General features: G+C 67.1%; 21 protein-coding genes, 1 tRNA gene and 1 other RNA gene. 5 read left to right on the top strand and 18 right to left on the bottom strand.

What is annotated here, in order from left to right; translation table 11 throughout:
* Positions 1-4 precede the first annotated feature (4 nt).
* From PYV55_RS05265 to PYV55_RS05230, 8 genes are all read right to left on the bottom strand, one after another.
* A complete protein-coding gene (locus tag PYV55_RS05265; RefSeq protein WP_275849633.1) occupies positions 5-1,009 on the bottom strand; it encodes a hypothetical protein in 1,005 nt (334 codons plus the stop codon).
* On the bottom strand, positions 1,006-2,253 hold the full coding sequence (locus PYV55_RS05260) for a UDP-glycosyltransferase (RefSeq protein ID WP_275849632.1): 1,248 nt from the start codon (positions 2,251-2,253) through the stop codon (positions 1,006-1,008). Before PYV55_RS05260 ends, PYV55_RS05265 begins: the two co-directional genes overlap by 4 nt.
* Positions 2,250-4,082 carry an asparagine synthase (glutamine-hydrolyzing) gene (gene asnB / locus PYV55_RS05255; RefSeq protein WP_275849631.1) on the bottom strand — a complete coding sequence of 611 codons (1,833 nt, stop codon included), beginning with the start codon at positions 4,080-4,082 and terminating at the stop codon, positions 2,250-2,252. Before asnB ends, PYV55_RS05260 begins: the two co-directional genes overlap by 4 nt.
* A gap of 63 nt (positions 4,083-4,145) precedes the next feature.
* Positions 4,146-4,481 carry a helix-turn-helix domain-containing protein gene (locus PYV55_RS05250; protein WP_275849630.1) on the bottom strand — a complete coding sequence of 112 codons (336 nt, stop codon included), beginning with the start codon at positions 4,479-4,481 and terminating at the stop codon, positions 4,146-4,148.
* A complete protein-coding gene (locus PYV55_RS05245) occupies positions 4,478-4,840 on the bottom strand; it encodes a type II toxin-antitoxin system RelE/ParE family toxin (protein WP_275849629.1) in 363 nt (120 codons plus the stop codon). Before PYV55_RS05245 ends, PYV55_RS05250 begins: the two co-directional genes overlap by 4 nt.
* Before the next feature lie 110 nt (positions 4,841-4,950).
* Entirely contained in the window at positions 4,951-5,514 is a 564-nt protein-coding gene (locus PYV55_RS05240) for a sugar transferase (protein WP_275849628.1), read from the bottom strand.
* Positions 5,511-6,374, bottom strand: a complete 864-nt coding sequence (locus PYV55_RS05235) for an aldolase/citrate lyase family protein (protein WP_275849627.1) — start codon at positions 6,372-6,374, stop codon at positions 5,511-5,513. The genes PYV55_RS05240 and PYV55_RS05235 overlap by 4 nt, the downstream gene beginning before the upstream one ends.
* A gap of 10 nt (positions 6,375-6,384) precedes the next feature.
* Positions 6,385-7,986, bottom strand: coding sequence for a lipid II flippase MurJ (locus PYV55_RS05230; protein WP_275849626.1), 1,602 nt, complete (start codon positions 7,984-7,986; stop codon positions 6,385-6,387).
* A 79-nt stretch (positions 7,987-8,065) separates the two neighbouring features.
* Between PYV55_RS05230 and lysS the strand changes: the two genes are divergently transcribed.
* A complete protein-coding gene (lysS, locus tag PYV55_RS05225) occupies positions 8,066-9,661 on the top strand; it encodes a lysine--tRNA ligase (RefSeq protein WP_275849625.1) in 1,596 nt (531 codons plus the stop codon).
* Between the two features lie 347 nt (positions 9,662-10,008).
* On the opposite strand, the gene PYV55_RS05220 is transcribed toward lysS, so the two are convergent.
* The 5 genes from PYV55_RS05220 to tolB all read right to left on the bottom strand — a co-directional run bounded on the left by PYV55_RS05220 (position 10,009) and on the right by tolB (position 13,646).
* Positions 10,009-10,084, bottom strand: a tRNA-Lys gene (locus tag PYV55_RS05220).
* A gap of 19 nt (positions 10,085-10,103) precedes the next feature.
* On the bottom strand, positions 10,104-10,958 hold the full coding sequence (locus tag PYV55_RS05215) for a tRNA threonylcarbamoyladenosine dehydratase (protein WP_275849624.1): 855 nt from the start codon (positions 10,956-10,958) through the stop codon (positions 10,104-10,106).
* Positions 10,955-11,716, bottom strand: coding sequence for a tol-pal system protein YbgF (ybgF, locus tag PYV55_RS05210; RefSeq protein ID WP_407066768.1), 762 nt, complete (start codon positions 11,714-11,716; stop codon positions 10,955-10,957). The genes PYV55_RS05215 and ybgF overlap by 4 nt, the downstream gene beginning before the upstream one ends.
* A complete protein-coding gene (pal, locus tag PYV55_RS05205; protein WP_275849622.1) occupies positions 11,716-12,243 on the bottom strand; it encodes a peptidoglycan-associated lipoprotein Pal in 528 nt (175 codons plus the stop codon). The genes ybgF and pal overlap by 1 nt, the downstream gene beginning before the upstream one ends.
* A 71-nt stretch (positions 12,244-12,314) precedes the next feature.
* The gene (gene tolB / locus PYV55_RS05200; RefSeq protein ID WP_407066767.1) at positions 12,315-13,646 is read right to left on the bottom strand and encodes a Tol-Pal system beta propeller repeat protein TolB; all 1,332 of its coding nucleotides are present in this window, start codon (positions 13,644-13,646) and stop codon (positions 12,315-12,317) included.
* A gap of 220 nt (positions 13,647-13,866) precedes the next feature.
* Between tolB and msbA the strand changes: the two genes are divergently transcribed.
* A complete protein-coding gene (gene msbA, locus PYV55_RS05195) occupies positions 13,867-15,702 on the top strand; it encodes a lipid A export permease/ATP-binding protein MsbA (protein ID WP_275849621.1) in 1,836 nt (611 codons plus the stop codon).
* Positions 15,703-15,713: 11 nt separating this feature from the next.
* Here the strand turns inward: msbA and PYV55_RS05190 are convergent, their stop codons facing one another.
* The 4 genes from PYV55_RS05190 to dnaX form a co-directional block, all read right to left on the bottom strand.
* Positions 15,714-16,130 (bottom strand): MAPEG family protein, encoded by a 417-nt coding sequence (locus PYV55_RS05190; protein ID WP_275849620.1) that lies wholly within the window; start codon positions 16,128-16,130, stop codon positions 15,714-15,716.
* A 112-nt stretch (positions 16,131-16,242) separates the two neighbouring features.
* Positions 16,243-16,833: a recombination mediator RecR gene (gene recR, locus PYV55_RS05185; RefSeq protein ID WP_275849619.1), complete on the bottom strand. Its 591-nt coding sequence runs from the start codon at positions 16,831-16,833 to the stop codon at positions 16,243-16,245.
* Between the two features lie 71 nt (positions 16,834-16,904).
* Positions 16,905-17,228 (bottom strand): YbaB/EbfC family nucleoid-associated protein, encoded by a 324-nt coding sequence (locus PYV55_RS05180; protein WP_275849618.1) that lies wholly within the window; start codon positions 17,226-17,228, stop codon positions 16,905-16,907.
* 51 nt (positions 17,229-17,279) lie between these two features.
* Positions 17,280-19,430 carry a DNA polymerase III subunit gamma/tau gene (gene dnaX / locus PYV55_RS05175; protein WP_275849617.1) on the bottom strand — a complete coding sequence of 717 codons (2,151 nt, stop codon included), beginning with the start codon at positions 19,428-19,430 and terminating at the stop codon, positions 17,280-17,282.
* Positions 19,431-19,465: 35 nt separating this feature from the next.
* Here dnaX and ffs point away from each other — a divergent pair.
* The 3 genes from ffs (at position 19,466) to mepK (ending at position 21,997) form a co-directional block, all read left to right on the top strand.
* Positions 19,466-19,561: signal recognition particle sRNA small type (ffs, locus tag PYV55_RS05170), an RNA gene on the top strand.
* A 126-nt stretch (positions 19,562-19,687) separates the two neighbouring features.
* Positions 19,688-21,385 (top strand): L,D-transpeptidase family protein, encoded by a 1,698-nt coding sequence (locus tag PYV55_RS05165; RefSeq protein ID WP_275849616.1) that lies wholly within the window; start codon positions 19,688-19,690, stop codon positions 21,383-21,385.
* Positions 21,386-21,427: 42 nt separating this feature from the next.
* Entirely contained in the window at positions 21,428-21,997 is a 570-nt protein-coding gene (gene mepK, locus PYV55_RS05160) for a peptidoglycan L,D-endopeptidase MepK (RefSeq protein WP_275849615.1), read from the top strand.
* Between the two features lie 55 nt (positions 21,998-22,052).
* Here mepK and PYV55_RS05155 read toward each other — a convergent pair whose 3' ends face one another.
* Positions 22,053-25,733: a UvrD-helicase domain-containing protein gene (locus tag PYV55_RS05155; RefSeq protein ID WP_275849614.1), complete on the bottom strand. Its 3,681-nt coding sequence runs from the start codon at positions 25,731-25,733 to the stop codon at positions 22,053-22,055.
* Positions 25,734-25,749: the final 16 nt, after the last annotated feature.

The raw sequence follows: 25,749 nt of genomic DNA, 5'->3' as shown, positions 1-25,749 counted from the left end.
CTGATTAGTCCAGCAGCACTCGTGGCGGCGGCGTCTCGAGACTGTACCCACGCTGCGCCGCGAGCGCCCAATAGGTTTCGGGGTCATGAACCGCTTCGCCGACATAAAAGCTTCGAGTGATCCGAGAAAACCCAAGTTTGTAAAACAACAAAGAGTTGTCTTCTCTCGTATCCGTCCCCCCGCCGAGATAAAGCCAATCGAGCCCCTCAGACTGCGCCGCTTCCGCTGCAACGCATTGCATCAAATAAGGCGTGCCAATCGACTTTCCGCTTGGACTGCTGGCACCGAGGTGATACTCCGCAACACAGCCTCCGAACAAGTAAATACCCGCCGAGAGCCACTCCCCATCCAGTTCGCAGATCAACAGGCGGGACTGCTGCAAAAGACGGATCGCTTCGAAGTATGAATTTTGGAACAGGTAGAACGGCTGCGCGCCCATGGCAACCATCGCCTCAAGGTAAAAGCGGCCAAATCTTTCCCAGTCGAGGGCGTTGCGGCTCCAGCGTGTCAGCACCGCATGCCGCCGCGCGCGGCTGATTTTTCTTTTTGTCAGCAGGTTGAAACCCGCGCTGATCTCCCCGCAGCGAAGGTCTATCGACACCGTTTGCCGATTCAGGTGCACGCGACCGAAAAATGCCGCTTCAGAGGCCAAATGCGGATGAAAACGTCCCAACTCAGCCACAACTCCATGCTCGCAACACCACTGCTGCCAGAACGCCCATGCCTCCTGAAGCCATTCGCGATCCGAGCACGTGGTTAGGATGCCACCGTACCCATAGGGCGAAATGGCACCTCGCCAATCCGAACGGCCCAAAAAGGGCTGCAAGTGCACCGAGGTCATCCATTCAAACTCGCAACACTCAAGAGCCACGTGGATACACCGCAACGCCGAACTTCTCCTCGCGTCGGCAGCTGCGAACGCCGGACTCACACTGGCAACTTGCAAACTCGGCGCAAGCCCCTCGAACCGCCGCTGCGCCTCGTTCAGTTCGATGACGCGAAGCCTCATGAGCCCGTCCCTCCCAATTGGAGTCGTAGCGCAACATTCAACACTGCATCGGTGGCAGAAAGAGCCAAGTCGCTCGGCGGATTCTGGTCCTTGCTCAGCCCCATCAGTGGCCCCGACCATGCACTTCCCAATTCATCCCACCCCACGGTTCGGGTGGCCACGCCCATACGGTCAAACGGACTCAACCCATCGAGGATGGAGCCTCGTATCTGCGTAACCGGCCGTCCGGCAAGCGCCGCTTCGACGCCGACCGTTGAAACCGTCACCAGCACCTCGTCACCCGCGTGCAGCCAGGCGTGCAACGGCACCTCAGCGCCGGCTACGCGGATGCGCGGGTGCGCGAGGGCGTCAACCACGTCGACCGGCGGCTCGCTGGGGTGGCGGCGCAACCAAAGCGCGAGCCGCGGGTCACCCCGGACCGTTTCGATCAGACGCTGCTCGATGCGCCGCGGCCACTGCGGGTCGCCAACGGCGGTGATTCCCGGGACGCGCTCCGGCTCGGGCGAGGTGGCGAGCAAAAGCACGTATTTCCCATCGAACCCCGCCTCACGACGCAGCCCGGCGCCCAGCGCGGGCAGCGTAGGGTCGCTCAGGCCATCAAAGGCGGGGTTGCCCGTGACGAAGACCTGCTCCGGCGGACGCCCTGCAGCGACGAAAGCCGCTCGCACCGCCCCGTTCAAAACACAGAGCGCGTCGGCATAGTCGGCACGGACGAGGCGCTCGCGCTCCCAGATGCCAAAGAGGTCGAGCAGACAAAGGCTAGGGATGCCAAGCGCGCGGGCGGACTCGATCGCAGCCTGCTCCGCGCGCGGCGAGTTGGTGGCGAGCACCAGCGCCGGTTGCACCCGCCGCAATGCCCGCTCGAGGACAGTAAGCGGCAGGAAGGCCAGGCGACCATAGCGCGCGTAGCGCTCGGCAGCCTCGACCGGGCCGTGCCGTTGCTCGAGATCGGTGTAGGACAGGCCCAGGTAGGCCACCGATTCGTCCCGCTCGGCGGCCTGCATGGTGAGTTGATCTGCAAGCCGCTCACCAACCGCGAGCGCGAGGTGGTCACCGGGCTCGAGAAGGTCACGAAAACCGAGGGTGGGCACTCCCCGGGCGCGGGCGATTGGCGCCGCCGTGGTGAGCGCAAGCATCAGCGGCTCGGCCACACCCAGAGCGCGCACGCGCTCAGCCACGGGCAACAGGGCCCGGACGTGCCCGCCGCCATAACAGACGAACAGCCAGATAGGCCGCTGCTTCATGCGCGATCCTCTCCGGTCGGCGCCATGCCTGGCCCAAGTCCCTGGGTCTGCGCCCACAACGCCAGCGCGGCCAGTGCGCGCAACTCGCGCGTGTAGTTGACGCTGCCGGATCGGTGCTTTTCCAGCATCAAATCTATCTCTTTCACTTGAAAAGACTGCATAAGCAGCTCACTATTTTGAAGTAGGTTGCGCAGCCAGGGGTAGCATTCCGTGCGGAACCAGTCGCCTATGGGTACGGTGAACATCTGCTTTTTGCGGTAGGCCAGATCTTCGCCGATCAGCGGGGCCACGGCGCGTTTGAACCAGTGTTTTTTGTCGCCATCCGGCGCCAGCTTGGTCGCGCCGCGGGCGCGGAAGGCAAATTCCATCAGGCGCCAGTCAAGGAAAGGCGTGCGCGCCTCCAGGCCCACGGCCATGCCCATGCGGTCGGGCTTGACCAGGTTGTTGCCGCTCAGCAGCAGTTGCATGTCCAGGTACAGCGCCTGGTTGATGCGGTCGAAGTGCTGCGCCTCTTGCAGCCAGGGCTGCGCAGCGGCGCTGAAGCTGTCCAGTCCTTCGAGCCGTGCGCGCACCTCGGGGCGGTACAGCGCGTTCTTGGCTGCAGGGGTGAAGAGCGAAATGCTGTCGAAGTAGCTACGCTCGAATGCCGGCTGCGGCAGGGCCAGTGCGTCGGGCCGGGCGAAGAACTGGGCGTATTTGTCGTAGCCCGCAAACAGTTCATCGCCGCCGTCGCCGGTCAGCACCACTTTCACGTGCCGCGCCGCGAGTTCGCTCACGCGCAGCGTGGGCATGAAGGATGCGTCGCCGTGCGGCTGGTCGAGCTGGTGCAGCACCTGTGGCCAGCGGCTCAGCATGTTGAGTTCGGCCATCTCGCTGGTGTGCGTGCAGCCAAAGCGCCTCGCCGCCAGTTCGGCATGGGCGGATTCGTCATAGCGCGGATCGGCAAAGCCGATGCTGAAGCTGCGCACCGGCGCCTGCACATGCCGCGCCATGAGGGCGACGATGGTGCTCGAATCCACCCCGCCCGAGAGAAAGGCGCCAAAAGGCACGTCGGCGCGCAGGCGGATGCGCACGGCGTCGTCGAGCAGGGCCAGGAATTCTTCGGCCCAGTCCTCGAAGCACTGCTCGCGCTCGCGCTGGTCTGCCAGGCTCCACCAGCGCTCTGTGTGCACGTGGCGGCCGCGCGTGTATTTGTGCCAGGTGCCGGGCATGAGGTGGCGCACGCCGGCGTAGGCCGTCCAGGGCGGCGGGATGTAGTTGAAGCTCAGGTAATGGTGGATTGCTTCCAGGTCGATAGCTGCTCGTGCTTGCCCTGCAAGCGTTTGCGGCCAAAATGCCTTGATTTCTGAAGCAAACAGCAGCCGCTGCCCGTCGTCGGCCACGTACAGCGGTTTGACGCCGATGCGGTCGCGCGCCAGGTACAGCGCATCTTCGCGCGCGTCGTCGATGGCGATCGCAAACATGCCATTGAGGCGGCGCAGGCAGGCGATGCCTTCGCGCTCGTACAGGCGCAGGATGACTTCGGTGTCGGAGTGTGTGTGCAGCTGCACGCCCTGTGCACGCAGTTCGGCGGCCAGTTCCACGTGGTTGAAGATTTCGCCGTTTTGCACCACGGCGATCCGGCCGCAGTCGCTCACGAAGGGCTGGTGCCCACCGGCGATGTCGATGATCGCCAGCCGCCGGTTGCCCAGGGCCACACCGCGCTGCGGCTGGTGGTGAATGCCCTCGTCGTCCGGCCCGCGGTGCGCGAGCGTGCGCGCCATCGCATGCAGAGCCTCGTGCGGCAAGGCGCGCCGCGCCCGATCCCAGTAGCCGAAGATGCCGCACATGGCCTTATGCCTTCCTCACGACGTCGCTATGTTTGCGGGACACAGCCCGCTGGAGGCTTGGCATCAAACCGCCGCAAGCATCAGATGCCCGACTTCCGCCTTGGCAGGTCGCACCTTGATTTCAATGTCGTAGCCCAGCCGCGTAAGGCAATCCATCAGTTTGCGCTCAGACAGGTTGGTGAAGTCGCCGCGCATCATGTCGGAAACTTTGGGCTGGGTAATGCCCATCCGTTTGGCAGCTTCCTGTTGTGTCAGACCACGGCTGCGCATGGCTTTCCTGATCTCGATGACAAGACCCATTTTGATCTTGAGTTTTTCGGCATCAGCCAAGCCAAGGTCGGCAAACACGTTGCCTGAGCCTTGGCGCACTTCAACGCCATCGACAAGTCGAGTTTTCATTTCCGCGCCCCCTTTACATACGCTTCGGCAATTTTCAGCCTTGCCTCGATGATCTCCATGTCCTCCTTTGGCACGGCAATGCCGCGCTTGCTTTTTTTCTGGAAGCAGTGAAGGACAAACACTGCTTCGGCAAACTTGACGGTGTACACGGCACGGTAGGTGCCGCCTGCATCGTCTTCCACCACCTCCAGCACCCCAGCACCACCAAAGCCTTTGAGCGCCTTGGCCGCGTCATGCTTGTCACCCGCCTGCGCCAACGATAAGGCAAAGCCAAAAAACCGTCGAACGTCCGCAGGCAGAGTCATCAAGTCTTTGTAGCTGCTGCCGATCCATTCAAGAGGCCTTTCGTTTCCGAGCATGACAAAATATATATGAACAGGTATATAAAGTCAATCTTCGATCTTTTATGGCGCCTCGTGCGGCAAGGCGCGCCGCGCCCGATCCCAGTAGCCGAAGATGCCGCACATGTTCAGTTTCCCCCTTTTCCTGACAGGCGTTTGAGCGTCAGGAGCAGGATTTTCAGGTCGAGCCAGCAAGAGGCTTCGCGCGTGTAGCGCAGGTCGGCGGCCAGGCGCTGCGCCTCGGTCGATTCGGATCGGTACAGCGCCTGCGCGAGGCCGGTGATGCCGGGGCGCACGCTGCAGCGCTGCGCCCAGTCGGCGTCGGAATACAGCGCGCGCTGCGCCGGCACGTCGGGCCGCGGGCCGACCAGGCTCATCTCGCCCCGCAGCACGTTGCACAGCTGCGGCAGCTCGTCGATGCTGGTGCGGCGGATGAAGCGCCCCACGCGGGTGATGCGCGGATCGTCGGTTTGCGTGAAGTAGGGGCCGATGGCCGCGGCATTCTGGACCATGCTGCGGAATTTGAGCATGCCGAAGGGCTCTCCGTGCAGCCCCAGCCGGGTCTGGCGGTACAGCACGGGGCAGCCGCTTTCGAGCACGATCGCCAGCGCCGCCAGCAGCAGCAGCGGGCTCAGCAGGCACAGCAAAAGCAGCGACAGGGCCACGTCCAGCAAGCGCTTGCAGCTCATCATTTACGAAGCATTTCCTGCGCTGCAGGCTGGGCCGCGGCGATCGCAGCAATGCGCTCGGCGATGCGTGCGCGGTCGGCCTGTACCTGCTGCGCCGTGCGTCCGGCGAGCGCGGCCTCGGCCTGTCGCAACTCGGCAATGGCTTCCTCGAGGGTGGTCGGCGCGTCGCTGCGGTGAAAGGTGCGCGAGAGGATCACGGCTTGCGAGCCCAGGCGCAGGTGCTCGGCCAGCACGTCGCGCCCCGGCAGCAGCCCCTCGTCGAGCCGCGCAAGCCCGCCGAAGCCAAAGCGCAGGCCCCGCTCCCGCGCCTGTGCCGCCACGGGCTCGAGCAGGCCCAGCGCCAGCGGCTCGAACATGAAGCGGCAGCCGAGCTCGAGGTGCAGGTCGTTGAGCCCGACGAACACCTCACACAAACCGGGCGTGGCTACCCACGCCTCGAGCGAGCGCAGCGCGCCCGCCGTCTCCAGCAATGCGACGATGGGCGCACGCCCCGCGACCAGGGCGCTGAAAGTGCGCAGCTCAGTGGGCGTGTGGAACATGGGCAGCATCAGCCAGTCGGCCCCTTGCGCCAGCACGGCATCGACTTCTCGTGCACTGCCAGAATGCAGGGGATTCACCCGCACCATGAGGCGCGCCTTGTGCGCTTTGGAGCCAGCGTCTTGCGCGTGAAACGGCGCCTGATCGAGGGCGCAACGCATGCGGCCCACGTCGTCCAGGGTGTGCGTGCTGATGAACGTGCTGCGCCCGGCCTGGCGCTCGGCCTTGCCGTGGCGCTCCAGATCGACGAACATGCGCATGCCCGGCAGCGCAGCGCAACGCCGCGCCAGCGCGGGGTCGTTGGTGATCTGCAGAAACTCGATCATGAGGGCGGGATTATGACCGCAAGGCCTCACGCAACTGCGGCGCCCCGAACCAGCTTGCAACTATCACAAGAATAGCTGACCATGCTGAACAGACAAGCATGAATGCCTGATTTCTTCCAAAGTCCCGCACCAGCGCCGCGCGCCCCAGATCGCCCATTGCCGCAGCCCACCACTGGGCGGCGCAGGCCAGGGCGAGCAGCACCGCCAAAGGCACCAGCATGGCACGCACGGGCAGGCACTGGCGCGCCACCGGCCCAAGCCCCCACCAGGCGGCCAAGGCCACGCCGCAAAACAGGATATTGAGCAAACCCATCAGCGCACGCCCTTGGTGCAGGCCCGCCGCGCCTGCCAGCAACAAAACGGCCAGCGCCAACGCGTACGCCCACACCGCCAGGCGCAGCCGCCCCAGCGTGGCCAGCACGGTCAGCGCCACGGCGGCCAACGCCTGCGGCAGCAGCCCCCACGCCCCCGTGGCCCCCCACGCGGCCACTTGCGCGAGCGCCCCGGACTGCATGCGCCCCCAGCCGAACAGCAGGCTGGCCAGCGCCGGCGCGCCGACGACCAGGGCCGCCGCCGCGGCGCAGGCCAGCGTCCACGCCAGCGCCAATGAACTGCGCACGGCCTGGGCCATGGCGGGGCTGTGCAGCCCGTCGGGCACCTCGGGCGTGGCCGCTTGCGCATGCGCGCGCGCGATCGCAGGGAAGGCCAGCGCAGCCACGAGCTGTATGGCCAGCACCAGCGGCAGTTCGACCAATTTCCAGGCGTAATTGAACACGGCCAGAGTGCCTGCGCCTGCTGCCGAGGCCAGGCTGCGCGCGACAAAAGGCAAAGTCAAAGGCAGGCCCGCGGCCAGTGCCGCCCACAGCCAGCTGTGCCAACCCGGGAGCCCGACCGGCTTGGGAAGGGTCGGCGGCAAATGCGCCGCAGGCTCATCCACCGCAGCCACCAAGGCAGGCCCGGATGCCGCCACAGGCGCGCGCTTCGGCATCCTCGCCCGGTGCAGGCGCCAGCCCTGCCAGGCCAGCCGCAGCAGCATCGCGGCCAGCAAGCTCGCGCCCAGCAGGTTACTGACACCCTGCGGCACACCCTGCGCGCCACCCTCGCGGGCAAGCAGAAGCAAGGCCGCGATCACCACGGCGTTCACCACCAGATTGGCGCTGTAGAGCCCGACGAAATCACACTCGTGCTGCAGCCGCGTGCCCCAGAGCCCCGCGAGCAAAGCCGCTGGCAAAGCCAACGCGCTCCAGACCAGCGCAGCGTTGCGTAGCTGCGGGGCCACGCCCGGCAACAGCCATGCGGCCAGCGACCCCTGCGCCAGCCACAACAGCAGAGCAAGCGCTGCCGCCAGCCAAAGCAGGCGCCGCTGCACCCATTTTTGCGTAGCGTCCTGCTGCGCGGGCGTCTCGCGCGCCCAGTGCGGCAGCAGCACATAGGCGAGCGCCCCGCTGCTCAGCACGCCCGCCAGCCAGTCGGGCAGGCTGAGCATCAACACGGCCACGTCGCCCAAACCCGAAGCGCCAAAAGCCGCCGCCTGGGCAGATTCGCGCACCAGGCCGAGCACGCGGCTTGCCAGCAGCAAGGCGAAGGACAAGACCCCGGCTTTGAAAAACATGGGCGGATTATCCCAAGGCCACAAAAACCTAAAATCAGCCGTTTTTGGCCTATCGATCAGCGCCACGCTGATGCCCCCCATGCCGCACACCCCAAAACCCGCCGCCCCCGCCGCTCCCGTCCCTCAGAGTCCCGCCTCCAGCCTCGCACCCCAGGACGACAACCAGCTCATCGCCGAGCGCCGCGAAAAGCTGCGCGCGCTGCGCGAGCAGCAGACCGCAGGCGGCCCGCTGGCGTTCCCGAACGACTTCCAGCCCACGCACCACGCGGCCGAGCTGCACGCCGCCCACGGCGAGACGCCGGCCGAGCTGCTCGAAGGCAGCCCCATTGCCGTCAGCGTGGGCGGGCGCATGATGCTCAAGCGCGTCATGGGCAAGGCGAGCTTTGCCACGCTGCAAGACGGCTCGCTCAGCGAAGTGGGCGAAGGCGGCGGGCGCATCCAGCTCTACATCACGCGCGACGCCGTGGGCGACGAGCTCTACGCGGCCTTCAAGCACTGGGACCTGGGCGACATCCTCGGCGCCGAGGGCACTTTGTTCAAGACCAAGACCGGCGAGCTCTCGGTCAAGGTCTCGAACCTGCGCCTGCTCACCAAGAGCCTGCGCCCGCTGCCCGACAAGTTCCACGGCATGGCCGACCAGGAGCAAAAATACCGCCAGCGCTACGTCGACCTGATCACCGACGAACACGCGCGCCGGCGCTTCGTCGCACGCAGCAAGGCCATCGCGGGGATTCGCGAGTTCATGGTGCAGCACGGCTTTCTCGAAGTCGAAACGCCCATGCTGCACCCGATTCCGGGCGGCGCCAACGCGCGCCCCTTCGTCACGCACCACAACGCGCTCGAGCAGGAGATGTACCTGCGCATCGCGCCCGAGCTGTACCTCAAGCGCCTGCTCGTGGGCGGCTTCGAGCGCGTGTTCGAAGTCAACCGCAACTTCCGCAACGAAGGCATCTCGGTGCGCCACAACCCCGAGTTCACGATGATGGAGTTCTACGCGGCCTACTGGAACTACCGCGACCTGATGGACTTCACCGAACAGCTGATCCGCGACGCAGCACTCAAGGCCGTGGGCAAGCTGCAGCTGTATTACCAAGGCCGCGCGGTCGATCTGGCGCAGCCCTTTGCGCGCCTGACGATACGCGAAGCGATCTTCCAGCACACCGAAGCCGGCGCGCATGTCGATGACCCGGCCTGGCTCATCAGCGCGCTCAAGCGCCTGGGCCGCAGCGAAGAAAAAGACCGGCTCTCTGCCCGCTCGCTCGCCGGCCTGCAGGTGCTCTACTTCGAGGAGGCGGTCGAAGACAAGCTCTGGCAGCCCACCTTCATCATGGAGCACCCGACCGAAATCTCGCCGCTCGCACGCGCCAACGACCTGCGCCCCGAAGTCACCGAACGCTTCGAGCTCTACATCACGGGGCGCGAATTCGGCAACGGCTTTTCCGAACTCAACGACGCCGAAGAGCAGGCCGCACGCTTTCACGCGCAGGTCGCGGCGAAAAACAGCGGCGACGACGAAGCCATGTATTTCGACCACGACTTCGTGCGCGCGCTCGAATACGGCATGCCCCCGGCGGGCGGCTGCGGCATAGGCATAGACCGCTTCATGATGCTGCTGACCGACAGCCCCAGCATCCGCGACGTGATCCTGTTCCCCGCGCTGCGCCGCGAGGGCTGAGGCAGCGGTTGAACCCAGATTGTTCATGAGGACGCGGGATGATGGCGAGGCGGCTGGCGAGGCAGTTTGGTCGCGGCTGAGGAGTGCATGGCCGGTGCCATGAACGACGAAGCCGCGGCCAAAATGACCGGCAGACGTCCGCCAGCACCCGCGTAGGTGCGCAGCACCGCCTCATGGACAATCTGGGTTGAACGCAGCCACTGCACGACCGTTTTCTCTCGGTTTGGCCATTGGGTGTACCCAACGGGCCAAACTGGGTTGCAAAAATCGGCTTACACGCGCCCTTACATGGCACCCAGCCAAGAAAAAAGCACCTAGGCATTTCTGCGCTAAGTGCTTGATTTTATTGGTAGGACGTACAAGATTCGAACTTGTGACCAACGGATTAAAAGTCCGCTGCTCTACCAGCTGAGCTAACGTCCCATTTTTTGCCGCTGCATGCTTACCCGCATGCAGTAAAGCCTTGCATTATAGCGTCTTTTTCAGACACCTTGATTTTTTGCGATGGGCTCGCGAGGCGGTCGAGCACCCAGCCGGCGGCGCACAGGCCGAAGGTCGCGGTCACGGTGACGACCGAGCCGTAGCCGTGGCAACTCAGCGTGCCGTCGCCCTGTACGGCGCAGGAGGCATCTGGCGGGGCGACGGCCTCGCGGCTGAAGACGCAGGGGGTGTTTATGGCTTTACCCGTGCGCGGCGCGCCGTGGTGTTTGCGCAGGCGATAGCGCAGCTGCGCGAGCAGCGGGTCGTGCGTGACGGCGCTGAGGTCGGCAATGTCGACCTTGTGCGCCAGGCGCTTGCCGCCCGCGGCGCCGGCGCAGATGAACATGGCTCCGGTCGCACGCGCCCAGGCAGCCATCGCGGTCTTGGCCTGCACCTGGTCGCAGGCGTCTATGACGGCGTCCGGCGGCTCTGGCAGCAAAGCAGGCCAGTTGTGCGGCGTGGCGAACTCTTCGATGCAGGTGACGCGGCAGCAGGGGTTGATCTCGGCGATGCGCGCCTGCATGGCCAGCACCTTGGCCTGGCCCAGGGTCGAAGACAGGGCATGGATCTGGCGGTTGACGTTGGATTCGGCCACGTGGTCGAAGTCGATCAGCGTGATGCGCCCGACGCCGCTGCGCGCGAGCGCTTCGGCCGCCCAGGAGCCGACGCCACCGACGCCGACCACGGCCACGTGGGCCGCACGGATGCGCTGCGCGCCTGCGATGCCGTAGAGGCGCTCGAGGCCGCCGAAGCGGCGCTGCAAATCTACATCTTGCGGCCCCGCAAGCATTGCAGAATCTGCGTGATCAGCACTCATTTCAATAGCAAAAGACGCTCTTTGGCCGCCACGGCCGCTTCGGACTGCGGATAGCTGCGCAGCAGGTCTTCGAGCGTTTTGCGCGCGCTGCGCGTGTCCTTGAGCTCGATCTGGCAGTTGGCGATGGCAAGCTGGGCCTCGGGTGCCTTGGCATGCAGCGGCGCTTGCGCGAGCAGCTGCTTGAAGCTGTCGATCGCCGCCTTGTAATCGCGCAAGGCGTACTGCGCATTGCCGAGCCAGAAGCGGGACGAGGGGACGTAGCCGCTGCGCGGATATTGCTGCAGGAAACCAGCGAACGCCGTGCGCGCATCGGCAAACTTGCCGGCGCGGAACGTCGCGAGCGCGGCTTCGAAGTCGCGCTTTTCTGCGGGGTCGGCCTGGAAGTCCTGGCCATCGACCGACACCTTGACCGGCTCGAACTGGCGCAAGCGCGCGTCCACCCCTTGCGCCATGTCTTTTTGCTGGCGCTGCAGGTCGGCCACGTCGCGCGTCAGCTGCTCGTTCTGCCCGCGCAGTTTGGCCTGGTCGGCACGCAGCGTCTCGATTTGCGACTGCAGGTCAAGCAGGCCGCGCCGCTGCTGCTCGTTGTCGCTCGTCAGGCGATCGACGCGCTGGCGCAGCTCCAGAATGGCGCGGCGCGCTTCGTCATCCTCGAACAGGGCCGCACGGGCCGCTGGCAAGAACGCACAGAACAAAACCAGCACCAGCAGCGCCTTGGCGGGCCGCAAGCACGACCATGGATGTGCTGCCATGGCCATCAGCGGTAGGAGATTTCGGCGCGGCGGTTCTTCGCCCAGGCGTCTTCGTTGTGGCCTTCGAGGGCGGGCTTTTCCTTGCCGAAACTCACGGCTTCCATTTGGCTGTCGGATACGCCCAGCAGCGCCAGCGCACGGCGCACGGCCTCGGCGCGTTTTTGGCCCAGCGCAAGGTTGTATTCACGCCCACCGCGCTCGTCGGTGTGGCCCTCGATCGAAACCTTGCGGCTCGGATTCGCCTTGAGAAAACGCGCATGGGCTTCGAGCAGCGACTGGAACTCCGGCTTGATGACGTAGCTGTCGAAGTCGAAATACACGAGGCGGCTCACGCCTTGCGGGCCGGCCGCGTCGCGCGCACTTTGCCCCAGGTCCACGCCTGCCACGGCGCTTTGCGCGGTGTTGCCTGCATTGGCACCGCTAGTGGGGACGGCGTTTTTGTCTTCAACGGGCGGCTCGCTCAGCTTGACGCCGGAGCTGCAACCGGCCACGAGGGCGGCAATGGAAATGGCCAGGGTGAGGCGTTGGATCATGGAAGTTCTCCGCAAGGTCATGGATGTGGAACAGGGAATGGGGGAGCAGCGGCCCGATGGACGGTCATTGTTCATTGTTTCTGGAACGGCCCCCAGTCGGGCTCGCGGATGTCGCCGTTCTGCCCGGCCAGGCGCGCCTTGATCTTGCCATCCAGCGTGGTCGTCATGAGCGCCTCGCGCCCCTGGACCTGCGTGGCATAGAGAATCAGCCGGCTGTTGGGCGCGAAACTCGGGCTTTCGTCGGCGCTGGTGTCGGTGATGGCGGTGATCGCGCCCGAGCCCAGCTCCATGACGTGCAGCTTGAAGGCGCCGCCGATGCGCGCGATGTAGGCCATCCAGCGGCCGTCGGCGCTCAACGAGGGCGAAATGTTGTAGTTGCCCGTGAAGGTCACGCGCTCGACGTTGCCGCCGCCACCGGGCATTTTGTAGATTTGCGGCGAGCCGCCGCGGTCGCTCACGAAATAGATGCTGCGGCCGTCCTTGGTGAAGACCGGCTCGGTGTCTATGCCCGCGCTCTGGATCAGGCGGCGCGGCTCGCCGCCGTGCGCGTCGATGAGGTACAGCTGCGAATTGCCGTCGCGCGTGAGCGTGACGGCCAGCGTGCGGCCGTCGGGCGACCAGGCGGGCGCGCTGTTGGAGCCGCGGAAGTTGGCGATCAGCCGGCGCCGCCCCGTGGCCACATCGTGCACATAGACCACGGGCTTGCGCGACTCGAAGGACACGTAGGCGATCTGCGCGCCGCTGGGCGACCAGGCAGGCGAGATGATGGGCTCGGGGCTCGTGAGCGCAGGCTGGGCGTTTTCGCCGTCGGCGTCGGCGATCCAGAGGCTGTAGCGCCCGCCCGCTTTGGTCACGTAGGCGATGCGCGTGGAAAAAATGCCGCGCTCGCCCGTGAGTTTTTCGTAGATGAAGTCGGCGATGCGGTGCGACACCAGGCGCAGGTCGCCCTGCGTGACGACGAAGCCCTGCCCGCCCAGGTCCTGCCCGCGCACCACGTCCCAGAGGCGAAAGCGCACGTCGTAGCGCCCATCGGCCAGGCGCGTGACGCTGCCCGTGGCCAGCGCGTCGGCAGCCTTTTGCCGCCACGGCGCGAGGTCGGGGCGCGACATTTCGTCGAGCGCGGCGCCCGCGGTATCGACGCCGCGAAACTGCCCGCTGCGCTCCAGGTCGGCCTGCACGATCGCGGCGATCTTCTGCGGCGATTGCGCCTCGCCGCGAAACGGTGCAATGACCACGGGCAGCTGCGTCAGCCCCACGCCCGTGACCTCGACGCGAAACTGCGCCAGTGCCGGCAAGGCCGGGCTGACTGCCAAGGCCGCGAGCATCTGGCGACGCAAGAGCCCAGGGCGCTGCGGCAGAGACGAAGGGGAGCGAAGAGAGGAATGTGAGTGATCAGTGGTCATGGACTGCCTGCGAAAACCGCGCATCTGCCGCGCCAAGCTGAAAAGCCTCGAATGGTACACACTGCACCCGCCGCGGGCGTGACAAACGGTGTGCAAAACCATAGCACCCAAAGCCAGTCAGACGTTGGGGTCGCCGGCGGCGAAGGTGCCGCTCTTCGAGAAGAGCATCGCCACCCAAAGTCTGACAATCTGCTTGACTGAACCGTAGAATCCGCGCGCCATGCAAAGTTCCCCATCCCAAAACGCAGCGCAGGAGGGTGCTGGTGCGCCGCCTGCGCCCACCCCGGCCCCATCCTCGGCGCCCGAGACCGGCCTGCGCGCGCGGCTGGCGCGGCTCTCGCCCTACTTCGGCAACCAGCGCCTGGCCTGGATCGTGGCCTTTGCGGCCACCATTGCCGGCGCGGCGACCGAGCCCTTGATCCCGGCACTGCTCAAGCCGCTGCTGGACCACGGCTTTACCGAGCGCGACTTGCCGCTATGGACGGTGCCCGTGGCCATCGTGGGCATTTTCTTCATCCGCGGGCTCGCGCAGTTCGCCGGCCAATATGCGCTCGCGCGCATCGCCAACGACGGCATGCAGAAGCTGCGCCAACGCCTGTTCGAGCGCATCCTGGTCGCGGACATGGCGCTGTTTTCGCGCAAGACGGCGAGCGCGCTCTCGAACGCCGTGGTCTATGAGGTGCAGACAGGCGCGATGCTGCTGGTGCAGGCGCTGCTCGGCATTTCGCGCGACGGCTTCACGCTGGTGGCGCTGCTGGGCTACCTGATTTATCTGAACTGGCAGCTCACGCTGATCGTGGCCGTGATGGTGCCGGGCGTGGGCTGGATCATGAAGACGCTCTCGGGCCGCGTCTATCGCCTGACCAAGAGCAGCCAGGAAGCGACCGACGAGCTCGCCTACGTGGTCGAGGAAAACGTGCTCGCGCACCGCATGGTGCGCCTGCACGGCGCGCAGGCCGGCCAGGCCAAGCGCTTTGCGCACCTGAGCCAGCGCCTGCGCCAGCTCGCGATCAAGTCCACCATTGCCTCGGCGGCGACGACGCCGCTCACGCAGCTGCTGGCCGCAGTGGCGCTGTCGGCAGTGATCTGCATCGCGCTGTGGCAAAGCCAGGGCGCCATAGCGAACCGCGAAGTGACCGTGGGCGGGTTCGTGGCCTTCATCGCGGCCATGCTGATGCTGATCGCGCCGATCCGGCGCATGGCCGACATCACGAGCCCGATCACGCGCGGCGTGGCGGCGCTCGAGCGCGGGCTTGCGCTGCTCGACGAGGCCGGCGCCGAAAGCGGCGGCAGCTACGCCACGCCGCGCGTGCGGGGCGCGATTACGCTGCGCGATGTGAGCGTGCGCTTCGACCCCGAGCGCGCGCCTGCGCTCGAGCACGTGAGCCTGAGCGTGCAGCCGGGCGAAGTGGTGGCGCTGGTCGGCCCCTCGGGTGCGGGCAAGACCACGCTCGTGAACCTGCTGCCGCGCTTCCTCGATCCGACTTCGGGGCAGGTGCTGCTCGACGGCCACGCACTGCCCGAGTGGCGCCTGGACGCGCTGCGCGCGCAGTTTGCTATGGTGAGCCAGGACGTGGTGATGTTCAACGACAGCATCGCCGCCAACGTCGCGCTCGGGCAGGAGGTGGACGAGCAGCGCGTGCAGGCGTGCCTGGCCGCGGCCAACCTCGGCGACTACGTGGCCGCGCTGCCGCAAGGCATGCACACGCGGGTCGGGCACAACGCCACGCAGCTCTCGGGCGGGCAGCGCCAGCGGCTCGCGATTGCGCGCGCGCTTTACAAGGACGCACCCATCCTGATCCTCGACGAGGCGACCTCGGCGCTCGACACCGAATCCGAGCGCCTGGTGCAAGAAGCCCTGCAGCGCCTGATGCAAGGGCGCACCACGCTGGTGATCGCGCACCGCCTCTCGACCATAGAGCACGCCGACCGCCTCATCGTGATGGACCGGGGCCGGGTCGTCGAACAGGGCACGCACGCAGAACTGATGGCGCGCGGCGGCCTCTACGCGCGCCTGCAGACGCGGCCCGGCGGGCTGGAGTCCGAAGATGCTTGAGCGCCGGCGGCTCAACGGTAGCCGCTGAACAGGATCGCGATGTTCACGGCGAGCGCCAGCGTCCACACGGCACTGCGCGCCATGGCCTTGTCGGCCACATAAAGCCAGATATAAATGACGCGCAGCACGATGAAGGCGAGCGCCAGCGCATCGACCAAACCCTGGCGCGCGCCGAGCTGGTGCGCGATGATGACCGCGCCAAGAAAAAACGGCAGCGCCTCGAAGCTATTGGCCTGCGCGGCGTTGGCGCGTGCGGCCGCGCCCTGCTGGCGCGCGAGCCATTCGCGCGGGGCGTGGTTGTCGTAACCGCCCGCTTGCGGCGCGCGGCCAAAGCCGCCTTTTTTCGCCAGCGTGACGCAGACCAGCGGCAGCAGCGCCGCGATCAGCACGCACCAATAGGCCAGGGTGAAATGGGTTGTCGTTGGCATGTTCTCCTCCGTGGGTGTCATTGCGGGGATGGCGATGTTGCCAGAAGCCACACGCCCACGCAGGGCCAGGGCGCCATGGGGAAGAACGAACGGCGCAAGAGGCGGCACACCCTCAGCGCCGGTCGGCAAGCGCGTGTGCGATGGTGCCCAGGTCCACGTATTCGAGCTCGCTGCCCACGGGCACGCCGCGCGCCAGGCGCGTGACGCGCACGCCGCGGCGCTGTAGCGCCTCGCTGAGCACATGCGCCGTGGCCTCGCCCTCGGCGGTAAAGCTCGTGGCAAGGATCACTTCCTGCACCACGCCGTCGCTCGCGCGCGCGATCAGCTCCTGCAGGCCGATGTCCTGCGGCCCCACGCCGTCGAGCGGGCTGAGCCGCCCGAGCAGCACGAAGTAGCGTCCGCGAAACGCCCCGGTGCGCTCGAGCGCCGCCTGGTCGGCCGGCGTCTCGACCACGCACAGCCGCGTGGCGTCGCGCTGCGGATCGAGGCAGGTGCTGCAGACCTCGGCCTCGGTAAAGGTGTGGCAGCGCGCGCAGTGGTGCACCGAGCGCACCGCGTCTTCGAGCGCGCGCGCAAGCTGCTGGGCGCCTGCGCGGTCATGCTGCAGCAGGTGAAAAGCCATGCGCGTGGCCGACTTCACGCCCACGCCCGGCAGGCGCCGCAGCGCCTGGATCAGCGCATCGAGCGCATGGGACTGGGTCATCCGAGCTACAAAAAATCAGAAGAAAACTTGCGCAGAGGCAGATTTGGTGTGCACTTGCAGCTATGAAAACTTTAAAACGGGAACTTCATCCCACCGGGCAGTCCGGCGGTGAGCTTGCCCATTTTTTCGGAGGAGGTCTCTTCGGCCTTGCGCACGGCGGCGTTGAAGGCTGCGGCCACCAGGTCTTCGAGCATGTCCTTGTCTTCGGCGAGCAGACTCGGGTCTATGGTGATGCGTTTGACGTCGTGCTTGCAGGTCATGAGCACCTTGACCAGGCCCGCGCCCGATTCGCCCTCGACTTCGATCAGCGCGAGCTCTTCCTGCGCTTTCTTGAGGTTGTCCTGCATGGCCTGGGCCTGCTTCATGAGGCCGGCGAGCTGTCCTTTGTTGAACATGAAATTTCCTTTGCGAATGAGAAATAGAAGAAAGATGGATCGCGGCGGCCTTCAGTCTGGCCGGATGCTGCCGGGCACGATTTTCGCGCCGAACTCGCGCTGCAGCGTCTGCACGTAAGGGTCGCCCATGACGATTTCTTCGGCCTCGCGCTGGCGTGCACTCGCGGCGGCGGCGTTGCGGCGCGCCGGGCTGTCCGTGACCAGGCCGACTTCCACACTGATCTGGCTGGCGTAGCCCGCGGCCTCGAGCGCGCTGCGCAGGCGCTCGCGCGCCGTGGGCTGGTTCAGCGCCTCGCGCTCCACACGCAAATGCCAATGGCGGCCGTCGCGCGCCACGAGTTGCGCCTGCAAGGCCAGCTCGCGCACGAGCGCACTGACGGCCTCGCTGGCCACGAGCTGCTGCACCGCGGCGTGCCAGATGTCGCCGTCTTCGCCTCCTTCGCCCGCCACGCCTCGCGCACCCGCCACGGCCGGCGCGGGGGCGGCAGCGGCATCGTTGGCGACGCCGGCAACGGTGTGCACATACGTGGGCACGGCTTCGGACACCGCTGCCGAGGCAGTCGGCACCCTCGGCTGCAAGCGCGAGCTCACCGGCTCCGCCATTTGGCGCACCGGAATCGCTATGACAGCAGAAGCTGCTTGCGCTTTATCTGTCTGCCTTAGAGGCGTTTTTTGCCCTATATCGGGAAGCGCCGCAGGCTCCGCTGGGGCATTGTCGGCAGGTGTTTCAGCGACACCTTGCGTCAATGCCTCAGAAGCTACTGAATCCGTAGCTTCTTGCGCTTGTGGGACGGGCGTTAGAGCCTCTTTTTGCTCTAGCAGCCTGTCGGACTTTGGAATCGTCGGCTGCGAATGTGCCGCAGCGGCCCATTTTTTACCGTCTTCTTGCCCCATAGTCCCGCTATGGGGCGGCGAATCCGGCAAAAACTGGCCTCGCTGGGGCACATTCTCGCTTTCGACGTCCAAAGTCCGACAGGCTGCTAGTTTTTGCACAGCAGGCGGCGCCATGGGTACCGCTGCGGCAGGCGCGCGCGCGGCGGTTTCAGGCGGCGTCAGTGTTTTTTTTTCCGCGTGGGCTGCACCGCCAGCGCCGCCCGCCGGTTTGAAGGCCAGCAGGCGCAGCAGCACCATGGTGAGCGCGGCGTATTCGTCGGGCGCGAGGCCCAACTCGGCGCGGCCGTGCAGGCACAGGCTGTAGAGCAGCTGGGTTTCGTCGGCGGGCAGCAGCGCGGCCAGGCGCGCTGTTTCGACAGCCTCGGGGTCTTGCGCATCGACCGCGGCGGCCATTTGCGGCACGGCCTGCAGCACCGCCATGCGCTGCAGCACGGCGCTCATTTCTTCGAGGGTGGAAGCGGCCGAGAGGCCATGCAGGCGCAGCGCCTCGGACGTCTCCACCACCGCGCGGCCATCGCCCTGCGCCAGCGCATCGATCAGGCGAAAGACGTAGCTGCGATCGACGCTGCCCAGCATCTGGCGCACCGCGGCTTCCTGCAGCTGCCCGCTGCCGTAGGCGATCGCCTGGTCGGTCAGCGAGAGCGCGTCGCGCATGGAGCCGCGCGCGGCGCGCGCAATCAAGCGCAGCGCCTGCGGCTCGGCGGGCACGTTTTCTGCGGCGAGCACCTGCGCGAGGTGGCCCTGCACCGTCTCGGGCGCCATGGGCCGCAGGTTGAACTGCAGGCAGCGCGAGAGCACCGTGACGGGCACTTTTTGCGGATCGGTGGTGGCGAGCACGAACTTGAGGTACTCGGGCGGCTCCTCCAGCGTCTTGAGCATGGCGTTGAAGGCCGTGTTCGTGAGCATGTGCACTTCGTCGATCATGAAGACCTTGAAGCGCCCCTGCACCGGCTTGTAAACGGCTTGCTCGAGCAGCGCCTGCACCTCCTCGACGCCGCGGTTCGAGGCCGCGTCGAGTTCGGTGTAATCGACGAAGCGGCCGCTGTCGATCGCCGTGCAGGCCGCACACACGCCGCACGGACTGGCCGTGATGCCGCCCTGCCCGTCGGGCCCCTGGCAGTTGAGCGACTTGGCCAGAATGCGCGACACCGTGGTCTTACCCACGCCGCGCGTGCCCGTGAACAGGTAGGCGTGGTGCAGGCGCTGCTGCGTGAGCGCGTTGCTCAGGGCCTGCACCACGTGCTCCTGCCCCACCATTTCAGAAAAGTTGCGCGGGCGGTACTTGCGGGCGAGCACGACGTAGGACATGCGGCCGATTCTACGGGCAGGCTACAATCGCCGGCGACGGGCCTCCTCGCATGGTGAAGCGGCCAACCGGGTCAGGTGGGGAACCAAGCAGCCCTCACCGTGGAGCCAGTGCCGGGGTCAGGCTCGTCACCTTTCTTCCTTTCCTTTTTTCCGCCTTGCGCCCTTTGCGTGCGCAGGTTCGGTTTTCCATGCGCCAGGCGCTTTTCCCCCAGCGCAAGGCTTTTGCCATCGCTGCGGCTCCAGCCCCTCGCTGCCTCATGCATCACCCCTCCAGCCAGTTCTCCGATTCCTCTCGGCGCAAGTCCTTGTTTTGCAAAGGGCCCGTAAGCCGGCATGGCGGCTGGCAGTTTGCGCTGCTGGCCCTGTGGCTCTGGGCCTGCAGCCTCCCTACGCAGGCTGCGCCGTGGTTGACCGAGGGTCGCCCCACCGCGCGCGCCCACGAGGCCGTGGAAATTCTTGCCGACGCCGCGAGCGAAGGGCTGAAGCCTGAGGATTACAGCGCCACGGCACTTGCGCAGGCCATCAGCACCGCTGCGCAGGGCGCAGTGCTGCATGAGGCCACGGCGCGGCAGCTCGAAGACGCACTCAGCGCCGCACTGCAGCGCTACCTGAGCGACCTGCACTCGGGCCGCGTCGATCCGCGTGCCGTGCACCAGGACTACAGCCTGCCCGCCCCCACGCGCAGCGACCCGGCGCAACTGCTGCAGCAGGCGCTCGCTGCGCCCACATTGCAGGCCGGCGTGCGCGCGGCGGCGCCGCAACTGCCGCAATATGCCCAGCTGCGCAACGCGCTCGCGCAGTACCGCGCGCTCGGCGCGCACCCCGCCTGGGCCGCGCCGCTGCCGCCTTTGCCGGCCCCTGCGGCAGCCACGGCGACCAAGACCACGGCGAAAGTTGCGGCGCGCAAGGCCAGCCGCCCTCTCAAGCTCGAGCTGGGCCAGGAGTGGCCCGGCCTGCCGCTGCTCGTGCTGCGCCTCGTGGCCCTGGGCGACCTGCCGCCGGATACCTCCGTGCCCGCGCGCTACGACGAAAGCGTGCAAAACGGCGTCAAACTGTTCCAGGAACGCCACGCGCTCGAGCCCGACGGGGTGATCGGCCAGGGCACGCTGGAAGCGCTGAACGTGCCGCCCGCCGCGCGCGCGCAGCAGATCGCGCTGGCCATGGAACGCCTGCGCTGGACGCCGTTGCTGCGCGGCCCGCGCATGATCGCCGTGAACGTGCCCGAATTCATGCTGCGCGCCTACGAGCAGCAAGGCAGCCAGACGGTGCTGCGGCTCGCCATGAAGGTCATCATCGGCAAGGCGCTGAACACGCGCACACCCTTGTTCGACGAAGACATGCGCTTCATCGAGTTCAGCCCCTACTGGAACATCCCGCCCTCGATTGCACGCGGTGAAACCATCCCGCGTCTGCGCCGCGACCCGGGCTACTTCACGCGCGAAGGTTTCGAGTTCGTCGATGCCCAGGGCCAGGTGCACACCACGCTGTCCGCAGCCCACCTCGACGCCGTGCAGCGCGGCCAGATGCGCATCCGCCAGCGCCCCGGGCCGCGCAACGCGCTGGGCGACATCAAGTTCATCTTTCCCAACAACAGCAACATCTACCTGCACCACACGCCGGCGCCGCAATTGTTCGCACGCCCGCGGCGCGACTTCAGCCACGGCTGCATCCGCGTCGAAGACCCGGTGGCACTGGCGCGCTTCGTGCTGCAAAACGACCCTGCTTGGCCCGAGGAACGCATCCGCGAAGCCATGGCCGCGGGCAAGTCCAGCACCATCCGCCTGGCCGAGCCCATTCCCGTGGTGATTGCCTACATCACCACGGTGGTTCAGCAAGGGCGGGTATATTTCTTTGCCGACCTTTATGGCCACGACCGCCTATTGGCCCAGGCACTGCGTGCACAGACTGAACAACGCCGCGCTGCGCCGCTGCCCGTACCGCACATCGCGCCATAGAAAAAGAACGTGGAGAACCCGCTTTTCGCTCAGGAAACCGCCATGCCCCCGTCACCGCTCCAAATCCTCCGCCACCCCACGCGCCGCCGCCTCCTCGGCCTGGGCCAGTGGCTGCTCGCCGGCGCCGTGTTGCCACAGGCGCCGCGCGCCTTCGCCAGCGTACCGGACGCGCGCCAGCTGTCGTTCCACCACACGCACACCGGCGAGCGCCTGGCGCTGGTCTATGCAATCGACGACCAGTTCGTGCCCGAGGCGCTGTTCAGCCTGAACCACTTCCTGCGCGACCACTACAGCGGTGCCATCGGCAGCATGGACCCGCAGCTCTTCAACCTGCTGCACCTGGTGCGCCAGGAGCTTGGCACACAGCAGCCCTTCGAGGTGATCTCGGGCTACCGCAGCCCCGCCACCAACAACACCCTGCGCAACACGCGCAGCGGCGGCGTGGCCAAGCACAGCCTGCACATGGTCGGCAAGGCCATCGACGTGCGTCTGCCAGGCGTGCCGCTCACCGAGCTGCGCGACGCCGCGCTCTCGCTGCGCCAGGGCGGCGTGGGCTTTTACCCGAGCGAGCAGTTCGTGCACCTGGACACGGGGCCGGTGCGGCGCTGGTGAGGCGGGCTGCCAACTTCTCAAGCGGCGTTTGCCACTCCCCACGCAACGCGCGCCTTCATGGGCGCCCGCTGTCGGACACCACCACCACGCGCCCGTCCCCGCTGAGAAAAGCCGCGTACACGGGCGCAGCGCTCGTTGGTGCCATGAAGGCTTGCACTGCCGCGCGGTAGCGCTGCAATTGTGCGAGCAACTCGGGCTGCTGCTCGGGTGCGGCGGCGCTTTTGTAGTCGAGCACCCACCAGCCCGCGAGTTCGGCCGGGCTGTGGCGATAGACGAGGCGATCCAGGCGCAGGCTCTGGCCCTGGTAGTGCAGCGGCACCTCGTTCGCGGCCTGCGCGATGCAGACTGGCTCCCAGGCCCAGGCGCCTTCGCCCGCGAGGATGCGTTGCGCGAACGCGGCCGCCTGCGTGGCGGCGGCAAGGCTCAGGCCGTGCGTTTGCGCGAGCAGCGCGAGCCGCGCCGCGGGCCAACCCGCGCGGCGCCAGGTCTGCAGCTGCGGCATGCTTGCGACGCCGGCCTGTTCGAGCAGTTCGTGCATGGCGTTGCCCAGGCGCGCGGCGGGATCATCCGCGGCGGCACCGTCCGTCCCCTGCGCGGGATCGCGGGCGGCGCTGGAAGCTGGGCCTGACACGGCGCCAGCCCCGGCGGCCCCGGCGGCCACGCGCGCAGGCTCAGCCTGGACAAAGACGGGCAGTTCCGGCAGCACGAAAGTCTGGCTTTCGGCAGCACCCGGCAGCAGCATCTCAGACGCTGCCTGCCTGGCGGCGGCGCTCTGGCGCTGGGCGTCGTCGGGCAACGGAGCAGCGGCCGACACCGGAGCCACCGACACCGCAGCCACGGACGACGGGGCGACACCGGACGCAGCCGCAGCCTCCAGCGCCACATCTTCGAGCAAACCGCCCGCCGCGGCGCCGATCTGCTGCCACCAGCTGTCGGCCGCGCTGCGGCTGGTTTGCGTGGCCGAGAGCACGAGGCAGTGGCGTGCGCGCGTCATCGCGACGTAGAGCTTGTTGCGCTCTTCGCGCAGGCGCGCCTGCAGTTCGGCGGCGAGCGTGTCTTGGGCGCTCGGCGGCGGCTCGGACTCCTTGGCCAGAAAGATGAGGCGGCGCGGCACGGCCTGCGCGCCGGGCCAGTCGATCAGCACGCCCATGCTCTCGGCCTTTTGCGCGGGTGCGTCGCAGTCCAGCAGCAGCACGCAGTCGGCCTCCAGCCCCTTGGCGCCGTGCACCGTGAGCAGGCGCACGGCCTGCAGATCGGCGCGCAAGGGCGCGGGCACGCCGCCTTTTTTCATGGCGCGCACGAAGGCGTAGGGCGTGAGGTAACGCCCGCCCGCGTGCTGCAAGGCGGCGCCGAGCAGCGCACGCAACTGCGCCTGCACGAGCTGCCGCTGCACCGCAGGCGCGGCCGCGGCAAAGCGCGCAAGCACGTCGCCGTGCGTGTAGATGGCGTGCAGCGCGTCGTGCGGCGGCAGGCTGCGCACCCAGCCCTGGTATTGCATCAAAATGGGTGCCAGCGCCCTTCCATCCTGCGTGAGCAGCTCCTCTTTTTGAATAATCTCGAACCAGCTTGCCGGCTGCGCACAAGCGCGGCGCAAACACGCGAGCTGCACGAGCTGTGCGTCCGCCAAGCCGAACAGGGGTGACTTGAGCGCACGCGCGAGCGCCAGGTCGTTGCCCGGCGAGACCAGCGCGTCGAGCAGCGCCACCATGTCCTGCACCGCGGGGGCGTCGTAGAGGTCGGCCTTCTCGGGCTGCACGCAAGGGATGTGCAGCGCGCGCAGCGCTTCTTCCATGAGCGCGAGGCGGTCGCGCTTTTGCGCGAGCACCAGCACTTCGCGCGGCGGCGTGCCGCTGGCGATGTGCGCCGCCACCCACTGCGCGGCCTGGGCACATTCGCGCAGGCGCAGGCTTTCCTCGGGCGTGTGGCGCGGCGTCGTGAGGCTGTCGCGCCATTCTGGCTGGAGCGGGGCTTGTGCTTGCGCCGGGGCCTGCGCAGACGCGGGCAGTGCGGCCTGACCCTCGGCGCTGCTTTGCATGCCGCTTCGGATGCCGCTTTCGCCGGCGCCCTCGGCACCATTCACGCTGCCCTCCCCGGCGTCGATGCCCTCCTGCATGTCGCTCGCTTCGGCGGCCGTGGCTGTGATCGGCGGCAGGCGCAGCAGCCGGCCCGCGTCGCGCGACTCGGTGCTGTGCGCGCGAAAGCCGCTCGTGTGGCCCTGCACCTGCGCGGCCTGCATGACCTGGTTCACGGCGGCGAGCACGCGCCGCGCGTTGCGCCGCGTGTGGTCGCAGCTGAGCAAGTCGCCGCCCAGCGCCGTGCGCACAAAGTCCTGCGCCGCGACGAACACCTGCGGCTCGGCGCGGCGAAAGCGGTAGATGCTCTGCTTGGGGTCGCCCACGATGAACACGCTGGGCGCCGCACCGCCGCCCGCGCCCGCGTAGCCCGAAAGCCAGGCGTGCAGCGCCTGCCACTGCAGCGGGTTGGTGTCCTGGAACTCGTCGATGAGCAGGTGGCGCACGCGCGCGTCCAGGCGCTCCTGCACCCAGCCGCTGAGCACGGGGTCGGCGAGCATGCGCTGCGCCATGCGCTCGACGTCGTTCATGTCCACCCAGCCGCGCGCGCGCTTGAGCGCGGCAAACTGCGCAAGCAGGCCGCGTGTGAGCCGCGCCATGCGCTGCTGGTGCAGCCAGGCCGCATGCTGGCGGCGCGCGCGCAAAAGCACTTGCAATTCGGCCTCGGCTTCTTGCGCCGCAGCAAATTTTTGCAAGTGGTTTGTCAGCCGGTCGGAACTCGCCACGAAAAGCGCCTTGCGCAACCTCTCCAGCCGCGCATCGAGGTCTGCGCAGGCCAAGGCATCGACGATCGCGGCGGCGGCTTTTTGCGGCGTCTTGTTGCGCTCTACGGCAAGCGCTTTCGCCCACGCCTGCCAGCGCGCAAGTGCCTCGGGTTGCGCGAGCGCCTGCGCGGGTTCTTCGAACGCCTGCAATGGGGCAAACATCTGCGCGAAATGCGGCACCGATGCCGCGACCACGCCGGCGGCGTCGGCCAGGTCGAATTCCACGCGTTTGGCCAGCACCGCGGCGAGCGCCTTGTGCGTCTGTGTGCGCCCATGCGTGACCACCACGGCTTCATAGTCGGCACGCAGCGCCGCGTCCGCGGCGACGGCCTGCAGAAAAGGCTGCCAGACCTCGCGCACGGCCTGCGCGTCGTCTTCGAGCAGCTCGAAGTGCGCTGGCAGGCCGTGCTCCTGCAGCACCGCGAGTGGCGCCGTGCCCAGAAGCGCGGCAAACCAGCTGTGGAAGGTGCGAATCTGCACGGGGCGCGCGCTCTCGAGCACTTGCCGGTATAAATTGCGTAGCTGCTCACGCTGATTGGATGCGGCCTGCGGGCTCAAACCCCTGTGAATCAGCTCCTGCGCGAGCGCCTCGGGCGGCAGTTGCGCGAACTGTTGCAGCCATTCTTGCAGGCGCTGGCGCATTTCGCCCGCGGCCTTTTTGGTAAAGGTGATGGCCAGGATTTCGTGCGGCGCGCAGCCTTCGAGCAGGGCGCGCAGCATGCGCGAGACCAGCATCCAGGTCTTGCCCGCGCCCGCGCAGGCTTCCACGGCCACGCTGCGCCGCGGGTCGCAGGCGATGGCGTAAAACTCGGCGCGTTCGACGTGGCGGCCATTGTGTTCGTAGGCGGCTTGTTCGGGCAGCAACGTATCTGCATCCGCCTCTTTGTCGGAAGGTTCCATCTCGGTCGGCTTGCTC

This window comes from Extensimonas soli (genome assembly GCF_029211265.1).
Taxonomy (GTDB): Bacteria; Pseudomonadota; Gammaproteobacteria; order Burkholderiales; family Burkholderiaceae_C; genus Extensimonas; species Extensimonas soli.
The sequence above is the reverse complement of the archived record's forward strand: the minus strand, read 5'-3'. Positions and strand labels throughout refer to the sequence as shown.